An 11675-nucleotide genomic window follows, 5' to 3' on the forward strand; every position below is an offset into this window, starting at 1 on the left:
AAAGGGAGGGTAATATGAAGAAAACAGATACAAAATACCAGGCGTTTATCCAGATTCTTCGAGAGGAATTGATTCCGGCTATGGGATGTACGGAGCCGATTGCACTTGCATATGCTGCGGCGATTGCAAGAGATACTCTTGAAGCAATTCCAGAACGAATCGAAGTGGAAGCGAGTGGAAGTCTGATTAAAAATGTGAAGTCAGTGATCGTGCCTAATACTCAGCAGTTAAAGGGGATTCCGGCAGCTGTGACAGCAGGTATTATTGCAGGGAGTGCAGAAAAAGAACTTGAAGTAATTGCTGAGGTGTCAGAAGAACAGATTCAGGAAATGAAACGATATCTGGAACAGACGCCGATTACGGTAAAGCCACTGAACAGTGGGATTACATTTGATCTGATCATTAAGGCATATAAAGGGACATCGTACAGTAAGATCCGGATTGCGAATTATCATACAAATGTTGTGTTAGTGGAGAAAGATCATAATATACTGGAACAGAAAGAGATTAATGAAGAGACAGAAGAAGGACTGACGGACCGGTCATTATTATCTATGGAAGATATATGGGATTTTTCTCAGACTGTAGATATTGAAGACGTGAGAGCAATCATTCATCCACAGATTGTCTGTAATATGGAGATTGCAGAAGAAGGAATCCGTGGTGATTATGGTGCAAATATCGGTTCAGTATTGCTTGGCATGGGAGAAAATAATGTGCAGACTCGTGCAAAGGCTATGGCAGCGGCAGCTTCCGATGCAAGAATGAACGGATGTGAATTACCGGTTGTGATTAATTCTGGAAGTGGTAATCAGGGAATAACAACATCTGTTCCGGTTATTGTATATGCAAGAGACTTGAAGGTAAGTGAAGAGCAGATGTATCGTGCATTAGTATTAGCGAATCTGACTACGATACATCAGAAGACACCGATTGGAAGATTATCTGCTTATTGTGGGGCTGTCAGCGCTGGTGTAGGCGCGGGAGCAGGAATTGCGTATTTGTGTGGCGGAGGATATAGAGAGATTATTCATACGGTAGTAAATGCTGTGGCAATCGTATCTGGAATGGTATGTGATGGAGCAAAAGCGTCGTGCGCTGCCAAAATAGCTTCTTCTGTGGACGCAGGGATCCTTGGATATTATATGTATAAAAACGGACAGCAATTCTATGGAGGTGACGGACTGGTCACAAAAGGCGTGGAAGCAACATTGAAAAATATTGGTCGTCTGGGGAAAGAAGGAATGAAAGAAACAAACCGGGAAATCATTCGTATTATGACGGAAGAACCATGCTAAAAATGGTAAATTCTACTGTACTTTTGGAAATTACCGTATTATAATTGGGTTTGTATTTATAATTGTGAGGAGTATATGATACATGCGAGATAAGAAAAAGAAGAATAAAAAGAACAACTTTTCTTCTATCGCCGGGGATGATATCGAGATTATCGATGATGAAGAACTGTTGTCAGGACTTCTGAATGATGAAGAAGTAGATGATTCTGATGTTGAAGAGGAGTATGAAGAGTCGGAATTAGAACTGGATGATGATCAGTCAGATTCGGATCAGGACGATGATCTGGATTATGATGAAATAGACGATTTGGATGACGATCTTCCGGATGAAGAGGATGATAAGATCATTGAGGGTGATGAACTTATTGAAAAGCATCGTAAAAAGAAGCGCAGAAGACGCATTATTTTAATTGTGCTCTTGGTCTTGATAGCGTTATATGGTGCAGTGTCAGTTTATTTTAGTTTCCATTTTTTCCCAAATACGAAGGTAAACGGAGTGGGCTTTTCACTGAGCAGTGCGGAGCAGGTACAGGCTCATATGAAGGAAGAAGTCAAAGGATATGCATTAAGGATGAAAGAATCTGATGGCGATACAGAGACGATTAGTGGAAGTGATATTGATATTGAGTATGTTGCTGATGATTCTGTTGAAAAGCTGATCAAGAAGCAGAACCCATTACTTTGGATTACAGGACTCTGGAAGCAACAGAATATTGAATCGTCTGTAGGCGTGAAATATGATAGAGATAAGCTTGCTAAAGTAATTGAGAATCTGGATTGCATGGCAGAAGAGAATCAGATACCGTCTGTATCTGCAAAGCCGGAATTTACAGGTGAGAAGTTTGAAGTAGCCGCAGAGCAGATCGGAACGGCAATCGACAAGGATAAATTTGCAGAGACCGTTACAAAAGCGATCAATGGGTTTCAGTCAGAGGTTGATCTGATGAAGGAAGACTGCTATATTCTGCCAAAATATACGAAAGATTCACCGGAAGTCGCGAAGGCATGCGAGAAGATGAACAGCGAACTGGGAGCGAATATTACACTGGACTTTTCTCCGAACACAGAGGTCGTGGACAGTTCGGTAATCTCTCAGTGGATTACAGTAGATGATAATATGCAGGTAGCCTTTAATCAGGATGCGGTTAAGCAGTACATAGCAGATCTTGCTGCAAAGTATGATACAGTTGGCAAGACAAGAAATTTTACTACTGCAACAGGTAATGTCGTACAGGTAGAAGGTGGTGGTTATGGCTGGAAGATCGATCAGGATGCAGAGTACAATGCATTGATCACCAATATCCAGGATGCAGAGACCGTGACCAGAGAACCAAATTATTCCAGCCGTGCAGCAACACATGATGCTAATGATTGGGGTACTACGTATGCAGAGGTGGATCTGACAGCACAGCATATGTATTTTATCCAGAATGGTCAGATTGCTATGCAGTGTGATATCGTGACCGGTAATCCGAATAAAGGTAATGCAACACCACAGGGAATGTATTCTCTGTATTACAAGCAGCAGAATCAGGTGTTACGAGGAAAGAAGCTGGAAGACGGAACCTATGAGTATGAGTCACCGGTAGATTACTGGATGCCATTTAATGGTGGTATTGGATTTCATGATGCGTCATGGCAGTCTGCTTTTGGAGGCGTGCGTTATCAGACATATGGTTCTCATGGATGTGTGAATATGCCTCCGGCATCAGCTGGTGAATTGTATAATCTTATTCAGGCGGGAACACCTATAATCTGTCATTATTAATCAGAACCAGTGAAACGCGTTTCGGTGAGAACCGGGGCGCGTATTCTATGTATCGCGCAATAAGAGAATGAAAGGAATAAAAGTATGTACGAATTATTGAAAAAAGACGGCAGGGCCAAGCGTGGGCGTCTGCATACCGTACACGGTGATATAGAGACACCGGTGTTTATGAATGTAGGTACAGCGGCGGCTATCAAAGGTGCGGTATCTACGGCTGATTTGCAGCAGATCGGTACAAAGGTAGAACTTTCTAATACTTATCATCTGCATGTAAGACCTGGTGATCAGGTAGTGAAGAAAATGGGAGGTCTGCACAAATTCATGGTGTGGGACAAGCCGATTCTTACAGATTCTGGTGGATTCCAGGTGTTTTCACTGGCAGGACTTCGTAAGATAAAAGAAGAAGGTGTATATTTCCAGTCACACATTGATGGTCATAAGATATTCATGGGACCGGAAGAGAGTATGCAGATCCAGTCTAATCTTGCATCTACGATCGCAATGGCATTTGATGAATGCCCATCCAGTGTTGCAGACCGTGATTATATGCAGAAGTCGGTAGACCGTACCACCAGATGGCTGAAGCGTTGTAAGGCAGAGATGGATCGCCTGAATAGTCTGCCGGATACAATCAATAAGCATCAGATGTTATTTGGTATCAATCAGGGCGGTATTTACGAAGATATTCGTGTTGCCCATGCTGATGAGATTTCCAAATTGGATCTGGACGGTTATGCAGTTGGAGGTCTGGCAGTTGGAGAATCTCATGAAGATATGTACCGAATTCTGGATGAGGTGGTGCCGCATCTGCCAGAGAATAAACCGACCTATCTGATGGGTGTTGGAACACCGGCCAATATTCTGGAAGCGGTAGATCGTGGCGTAGACTTCTTCGACTGCGTATATCCGAGCCGTAATGGGCGGCATGGACATGTATATACCAAACATGGTAAGCTGAATCTGTTTAATGCCAGATTTGAGCTGGATGACAGACCGATTGAGGATGGCTGCGGCTGTCCGGCTTGTCAGATGTATTCCAGAGCATATATCCGTCATCTTCTGAAGGCAAAAGAGATGCTGGGAATGCGTCTCTGCGTACTTCATAATCTGTATTTCTATAATCACCTTATGGAAGAGATCAGAGATGCGATTGATGCAGGACGTTATAAGGAATATAAAGAAGAGACACTGAGGGGATTTGAAACGCCGGAAGATTAATTTATGTATAATAGCGGAAGATTATAAAGAGCTTATAAAGAAATAGAAAAAAACCTTGATGAATAGCAGAAAATTGTGTATGATAGCAATAGTGTTTTTTTATCAAGATGGCAGGAGGAATAGATTATGTTTACATTAGCATCAGGATTAGCTAACAGCCCACTTGGACTGATTCTTATCTATGCAGTTATTATCGGTGTGTTTTGGTGGTTCCTTATGAGACCACAGAAAAAGGAGCAGAAGAGACTTACACAGTTGCTTTCAGAACTGGAAGTTGGAGATACTGTTCTTACAACAAGCGGATTTTATGGTGTGATCATTGATATCACAGACGATGATGTGATCGTAGAATTCGGAAGCAACAAGAACTGTCGTATCCCAATGCAGAAATCAGCAATCGTTCAGGTTGAGAAGCCGGACGCTGAATAAGAGCAAAAGGAATGGAGTGTTCTCTGTTTAAAACAGAGGACACTCCATTTTTTTGCGTTTTTAAACCATGAAGGGTTGAAAGCAATATAAAAATACGATAATATAAAAGATAAAACAGACATAACTGTAGATATTGGGATGAAAGGAAGGATCATATGAACCTGAAAATTGGTGTGATTAAAGGGGACGGAATCGGTCCGGAGATAGTAACAGAGGCTATGAAAGTCCTGGATAAAGTAGGAGAGGTATATGGTCATACCTGTGAGTATGAACAGCTTCTGATGGGGGGAGCATCTATTGATGTACACGGAATTCCACTGACGGACGAGACAGTAGAGACAGCAAAAGCATGCGATGCAGTGTTGATGGGATCTATCGGAGGAGATGCTAAGACATCACCATGGTATAAACTGGAGCCATCAAAGCGTCCGGAAGCAGGACTTCTTAAGATCAGAAAAGCATTGAATCTTTTTGCCAATCTGAGACCGGCAGTGTTGTATGATGAACTGAAAGGAGCCTGCCCATTAAAAGAAGAGATCACAGAAGGCGGCTTTGATATGATGATCATGCGTGAACTGACTGGTGGATTGTACTTCGGTGAGCGTAAGACAGTAGAAGAAGACGGAGTACTGAAGGCATATGATTCCCTTACATATAATGAAAATGAGATCCGCCGCATTGCAAAAAGAGGTTTCGATATTGCGATGAAGCGTAGAAAGAAAGTAACAAGCGTAGACAAGGCAAACGTGCTGGATTCTTCCAGATTATGGAGAAAGGTTGTTGAAGAAGTAGCTGAGGATTACCCGGAAGTTACGTTGGAGCATATGCTGGTAGATAACTGTGCAATGCAGCTGGTACGTGATCCGAAACAGTTTGATGTTATCCTGACAGAGAATATGTTCGGAGATATTCTTTCTGATGAAGCAAGTATGGTGACCGGTTCAATCGGAATGCTGGCAAGCGCGAGCCTGAATGAAACGAAGTTTGGTCTCTATGAGCCAAGCGGCGGTTCTGCACCGGATATTGCAGGCAAAGGCATTGCAAATCCGATTGCTACCATTCTTTCAGCAGCAATGATGCTTCGTTTCAGTTTTGATCTGGATAAGGAAGCAGATGCGATCGAACAGGCGGTATCTCAGGTATTGAAAGATGGATATCGTACGATTGATATTATGTCAGAAGGTAAAAAGCAGATCGGCACTGTGGAAATGGGCGATCTGATTGCAGGATATATCAAATAACAGGTTACAGGAGGAAGATAAAATGAGAAGTGATACAGTTACAAAGGGAAAACAGCAGGCACCGCATCGCTCACTTTTTAACGCACTAGGATTGACAAAAGAAGAGATGGAGAGACCATTGGTCGGTATCGTAAGCTCTTATAATGAGATCGTTCCGGGACATATGAATCTGGATAAGATCGTGAACGCTGTAAAGCAGGGCGTAGCAATGGCAGGAGGAACACCAATTGTATTTCCGGCGATTGCTGTCTGTGACGGAATTGCTATGGGACACATTGGTATGAAATACTCTCTGGTAACAAGGGATCTGATCGCGGACTCTACAGAGGCTATGGCTATGGCTCATCAATTTGATGCTCTGGTTATGGTACCGAACTGTGATAAGAATGTGCCGGGACTTCTGATGGCGGCAGCAAGAGTGAATGTGCCGACTGTATTTGTCAGTGGCGGACCGATGCTTGCCGGACGCGTGCAGGGTAAAAAGACCAGTCTTTCCAGTATGTTTGAGGCAGTAGGAGCTAATGCCGCAGGTACACTTTCTGATGAAGGCCTGCTTGAATTTGAGAACAAGACCTGTCCTACCTGTGGATCATGTTCTGGTATGTATACAGCTAACAGCATGAATTGTCTGACAGAGGTACTTGGAATGGGACTTCGTGGAAATGGTACGATTCCGGCAGTATATTCTGAGAGAATCCGTCTTGCAAAACATGCAGGTATGAAAGTTATGGAAATGTGGGAGAAGAACATTCGTCCAAGAGATATTATGACAAAGGATGCAATCCTAAATGCGCTGACAGTAGATATGGCATTGGGATGCTCTACCAACAGTATGCTGCATCTTCCGGCAATCGCACATGAGATCGGTATGGACTTTGAGATTGATTTCGCAAATGGAATCAGCGAGAAGACTCCAAACCTCTGCCACCTTGCACCGGCAGGTCCAACCTATATGGAAGATCTGAATGAAGCCGGTGGTGTCTATGCAGTTATGAAAGAACTGGATAAACTTGGACTGATCCATAAGGAGTGTATGACAGTTACAGGTAAGACTGTAGGAGAGAATATTGAGTATGCAGCGAACCTGAATCCAGAAGTTATCCGTCCGGTAGAGAATCCGTATTCTAAGACTGGTGGACTTGCAGTTCTTAAGGGTAATCTTGCGCCAGACGGAAGTGTTGTAAAGCGTTCTGCGGTTGTAGATGAAATGCTGGTACACGAAGGTCCTGCAAGAGTATTTGAGTGTGAAGAAGATGCGATTGCAGCAATCAAGGGTGGCAAGATCGTAGCAGGTGATGTGGTTGTAATCCGTTACGAAGGACCAAAGGGAGGTCCTGGTATGCGTGAGATGCTGAATCCAACTTCAGCCATTGCAGGTATGGGACTTGGCTCAAGTGTGGCACTGATCACAGACGGACGATTCAGCGGAGCATCCAGAGGAGCTTCTATCGGTCACGTATCGCCGGAGGCTGCTGTAGGCGGACCAATCGCGCTGGTAGAAGAAGGAGATATTATTAAGATCAATATTCCGGAGCTTACGCTTCAGCTTGATGTATCGGATGAAGTGTTGGAAGAGAGAAGAAAGAACTGGACACCTAGAGAACCTAAGGTAACAACAGGATATCTTGCAAGATATGCTGCGATGGTTACATCAGGCAATCGTGGCGCAGTACTGGAAGTACCTAAGAATAAATAGTGATATACAGAGAGGATTAAATATGCAGTTGACAGGAGCAGAAATCGTAATCGAATGCCTGAAAGAACAGGGCGTAGATACTGTGTTCGGTTATCCGGGCGGAGCGATTTTGAATGTATACGATGAATTATATAAACACAGTGATGAGATCACTCATATCCTGACATCCCATGAACAGGGAGCAGCACATGCGGCAGATGGATATGCAAGAGCTACCGGCAAAGTGGGAGTATGCTTTGCAACCAGTGGACCGGGAGCGACCAACCTGGTTACCGGTATCGCAACCGCTTATATGGATTCTATTCCGGTAGTGGCAATTACCTGTAATGTGGGTGTAGCACTTCTTGGAAAGGACAGTTTTCAGGAGATCGATATTGCCGGTATTACAATGCCGATTACCAAACACAATTATATCGTAAAGGATGTCAATGATCTGGCAGATACAATCCGTAAAGCGTTCGTAATCGCACAGACAGGACGTCCGGGTCCGGTATTGATTGATATCCCGAAGGATGTTACAGCAAATAAGACAGAATATGTACCTGAGAAGATTACACCGGTACAGCCGTCAGAAGATATCTGCAGAGAAGATCTGGATCATGCACTGGCTATGATTCGTGAATCCAGGAAGCCATACATATTTGTAGGCGGAGGTGCGGTATTATCCGGAGCTTCCAAAGAATTGTATGAGTTTGTTAAGAAAGTGGATGCGCCGGTTACCGATTCTTTGATGGGAAAAGGTGCATTTCCTGGTACGGATGATTTGTACACAGGTATGCTTGGCATGCATGGCACGAAGACTTCCAACTACGGCGTCAGTGAATGTGACCTCCTGATCGTACTTGGAGCGAGATTCAGCGATCGTGTTACAGGCAATGCTAAGAAATTTGCAAGCCATGCCAAAATCCTTCAGTTTGATGTAGATGCGGCTGAAATGAATAAAAACGTATTGATTGATGAAGGCGTGATCGGAGATCTGAAAGTGGTACTCAGTCAGATTAATAAAGAACTGGAGCAGCAGGATCATGCAGATTGGATTGCGAAAATCCGCGATTATAAAGAGAAATATCCGCTTACTTACCATCCGGAAGGATTGACAGGTCCATATGTGGTAGAAGAAATCTACCGTCAGACGGAAGGTAAAGCAATTATTGTCACAGAGGTTGGACAGAACCAGATGTGGGCAGCGCAGTTTTATAAATATACAGAGCCGCGTACATTGTTGACATCCGGTGGGCTTGGAACCATGGGATATGGACTTGGTGCATCACTTGGTGCCAAGATGGGACGTCCGGACAAAGTGGTTGTCAATGTGGCAGGAGACGGATGTTTCCGTATGAATATGAATGAGATCGCAACAGCGGTCAGACATAATATCCCGATCATTCAGGTGGTTGTCAATAACCATGTACTTGGTATGGTACGTCAGTGGCAGGATCTGTTCTACGGACAGAGATATTCAGCTACGGTACTGAATGATGCAGTTGACTTTGTAAAGCTGGCAGAAGCAATGGGAGCTGCAGGATTCCGTGCAACTTCCAGAGAAGAATTTCAGGAGACATTTGCAAAGGCACTACAACTTGGTAAACCTGTGGTTATCGATTGTCAGATTGATTCGGATGAGAAGGTGTGGCCAATGGTTGCACCGGGAGCCGCAATCAGTGAAGCGTTCGATGAACACGATTTAAATAATAAGTAAAACGGAGGATACAAAGATGAGCAGAGTGTACAATTTTTCAGCAGGCCCGGCAGTACTGCCGGAAGAGGTTCTGAGCGAAGCAGCAGCAGAAATGATGGATTACAACGGAACAGGAATGTCGGTAATGGAAATGAGTCACCGCTCGCAGGCCTTCCAGGAGATTATCGACACTGCTGAGGCAGATCTGAGAGAACTTATGAATATTCCGGATAACTACAAAGTACTGTTCCTGCAGGGAGGAGCATCGCAGCAGTTTGCGATGATTCCTATGAATCTTATGAAACACGGAGAAGCAGATTATATCGTAACCGGACAGTGGGCGAAAAAAGCATGGCAGGAAGCTCAGAAGTATGGTAAGGCGAATAAGATTGCAACTTCCGAGGATAAGACATTTTCCTATATTCCGGATTGCTCTGATCTGCCAATCTCAGAGAATGCAGACTATGTGTATATCTGCGAAAATAACACAATATACGGAACGAAATACAAAGAGCTTCCAAACACCAAGGGTAAGATCCTGGTATCTGATGTATCTTCCTGCTTCTTGTCAGAGCCGGTAGATGTAAGCAAATATGGCATTATTTATGGTGGCGTGCAGAAGAATATCGGACCTGCAGGTGTTGTGATCGTGATCATCCGAGAGGATCTGATCTCTGATGATGTACTGGAAGGTACACCGACTATGTTAAAATATAAAACACATGCAGATGCCGGATCACTCTATAATACACCGCCGGCTTATGGCATTTATATCTGTGGCAAGGTATTTAAATGGCTGAAAAAACAGGGCGGTCTGGAAGCAATGAAAGAACGCAATGAGAAGAAAGCAAAACTTCTCTATGATTATCTGGATGAAAGTCGTCTGTTCAAAGGAACGGTTGAAAAGAAAGATCGCTCACTGATGAATGTACCATTTGTGACAGGGGATAAAGAACTGGATGCCAAATTCGTAAAAGAAGCGAAAGAAGCCGGTTTGGAGAACCTGAAAGGCCACAGAACTGTAGGTGGTATGCGTGCAAGTATCTACAATGCGATGCCATATGAAGGTGTTGAAGCACTGGTGACATTTATGAAGAAATTTGAGGAGGCAAATCTGTAATGTACAAATATTATTGTTTTAATGCAATTGCAGAATGTGGACTGGCGAATCTCAGTGAAGATTTTGTACCAGTCAGTGATGCTAAGGATGCGGATGGAATTCTGGTAAGAAGTGCAGCACTTCACGAACTGGAATTTGGCAAGAACCTGAAGGTGATTGCGCGAGCAGGAGCCGGTGTGAATAATATTCCACTGGATCGCTGCGCAGAAGAGGGAATCGTAGTGTTTAATACACCGGGAGCTAATGCGAATGGTGTAAAGGAATTGGTTATTGCAGGCATGCTCTTGGCATCCAGAGATATTTTGGGTGGTATTAACTGGGTACAGGAAAATGAAGAAGACGGTAATATTGCCAAAGATGCCGAAAAAGCAAAGAAAGCTTTTGCGGGTTGCGAGCTGGAAGGAAAGAAACTTGGTGTAATCGGTCTTGGAGCCATCGGTGTACTGGTAGCCAACGCAGCACAGCATCTGGGAATGGATGTGTATGGTTATGATCCATATCTGTCAGTGGAGTCTGCATGGAAGATTTCCAGAGGAATCCATCATGCAAGAACTGTGGATGAGATTTACAGTGAATGTGATTATATTACGATTCATGTACCGGCACTTGACACTACAAAGGGCATGATCGATGCAGATGCTATCGGTTTGATGAAAGATGGCGTGGTTGTACTGAACTTTGCCAGAGATGTGCTGGTGAACAGTGAAGCTGTGGTAGATGGATTGGTATCCGGTAAGATTAAGCATTACGTGACTGACTTCCCAACACCAGAGATCGCAGGTGTAAAGGGAGCTATTGTCATTCCGCATCTGGGAGCTTCTACAGCAGAGGCAGAAGAAAATTGTGCGAAGATGGCAGTCAAAGAGATGCGTAATTATCTGGAATATGGTAATATTAAAAACTCTGTCAATTATCCAAACTGCGATATGGGATACCCGGGAGATAACAAGAGAATTACACTTCTTCACCACAATATTCCGAATATGATCGGTCAGATTACAGGGGTTCTGGCAAAGGATAATATGAATATTGCAGACATGTCCAATAAGAGTAAAGGCAGTTATGCATATACCATGATCGATGTGGATTCTGACATTCCGGAATCTGTGAAGCAAGATCTGGAGGCAATTGATGGTATCCTTCGTGTACGTATTTTGAATTAGTATGTAATTATAATAAATGACGGTTTTACAGAATTGTTACGATTATTATGAATTAGTTAAGAAA

9 protein-coding genes are annotated in these 11675 nt (G+C 43.5%); all 9 read left to right on the top strand.

The window, feature by feature from the left end:
- The first annotated feature begins 14 nt into the window (after window positions 1-14).
- The 9 genes from DWZ93_RS01610 to DWZ93_RS01650 all read left to right on the top strand — a co-directional run bounded on the left by DWZ93_RS01610 (window position 15) and on the right by DWZ93_RS01650 (window position 11611).
- The gene (locus DWZ93_RS01610; RefSeq protein WP_118384236.1) at window positions 15-1298 is read left to right on the top strand and encodes an L-cysteine desulfidase family protein; all 1284 of its coding nucleotides are present in this window, start codon (window positions 15-17) and stop codon (window positions 1296-1298) included.
- Window positions 1299-1380: 82 nt separating this feature from the next.
- On the top strand, window positions 1381-3066 hold the full coding sequence (locus tag DWZ93_RS01615; protein WP_118451811.1) for a L,D-transpeptidase family protein: 1686 nt from the start codon (window positions 1381-1383) through the stop codon (window positions 3064-3066).
- Between the two features lie 84 nt (window positions 3067-3150).
- Window positions 3151-4284 (top strand): tRNA guanosine(34) transglycosylase Tgt, encoded by a 1134-nt coding sequence (gene tgt, locus DWZ93_RS01620; RefSeq protein WP_118451812.1) that lies wholly within the window; start codon window positions 3151-3153, stop codon window positions 4282-4284.
- Window positions 4285-4410: 126 nt separating this feature from the next.
- The gene (gene yajC, locus DWZ93_RS01625; RefSeq protein WP_118451813.1) at window positions 4411-4713 is read left to right on the top strand and encodes a preprotein translocase subunit YajC; all 303 of its coding nucleotides are present in this window, start codon (window positions 4411-4413) and stop codon (window positions 4711-4713) included.
- Between the two features lie 155 nt (window positions 4714-4868).
- Window positions 4869-5954 (top strand): 3-isopropylmalate dehydrogenase, encoded by a 1086-nt coding sequence (gene leuB / locus DWZ93_RS01630; RefSeq protein ID WP_118384240.1) that lies wholly within the window; start codon window positions 4869-4871, stop codon window positions 5952-5954.
- A 22-nt stretch (window positions 5955-5976) separates the two neighbouring features.
- Window positions 5977-7650, top strand: a complete 1674-nt coding sequence (ilvD, locus tag DWZ93_RS01635; RefSeq protein ID WP_118451814.1) for a dihydroxy-acid dehydratase — start codon at window positions 5977-5979, stop codon at window positions 7648-7650.
- A 22-nt stretch (window positions 7651-7672) separates the two neighbouring features.
- Window positions 7673-9349 carry a biosynthetic-type acetolactate synthase large subunit gene (gene ilvB / locus DWZ93_RS01640; protein ID WP_118451815.1) on the top strand — a complete coding sequence of 559 codons (1677 nt, stop codon included), beginning with the start codon at window positions 7673-7675 and terminating at the stop codon, window positions 9347-9349.
- 16 nt (window positions 9350-9365) lie between these two features.
- Window positions 9366-10448, top strand: coding sequence for a 3-phosphoserine/phosphohydroxythreonine transaminase (gene serC / locus DWZ93_RS01645; RefSeq protein WP_118451816.1), 1083 nt, complete (start codon window positions 9366-9368; stop codon window positions 10446-10448).
- Window positions 10448-11611 carry a phosphoglycerate dehydrogenase gene (locus DWZ93_RS01650; RefSeq protein WP_118451817.1) on the top strand — a complete coding sequence of 388 codons (1164 nt, stop codon included), beginning with the start codon at window positions 10448-10450 and terminating at the stop codon, window positions 11609-11611. Before serC ends, DWZ93_RS01650 begins: the two co-directional genes overlap by 1 nt.
- The last annotated feature ends 64 nt before the right edge of the window (window positions 11612-11675 follow it).

Source organism: Dorea sp. AF36-15AT (genome assembly GCF_003477705.1).
In the GTDB taxonomy this organism is placed as follows: domain Bacteria; phylum Bacillota; class Clostridia; order Lachnospirales; family Lachnospiraceae; genus Claveliimonas; species Claveliimonas ammoniilytica.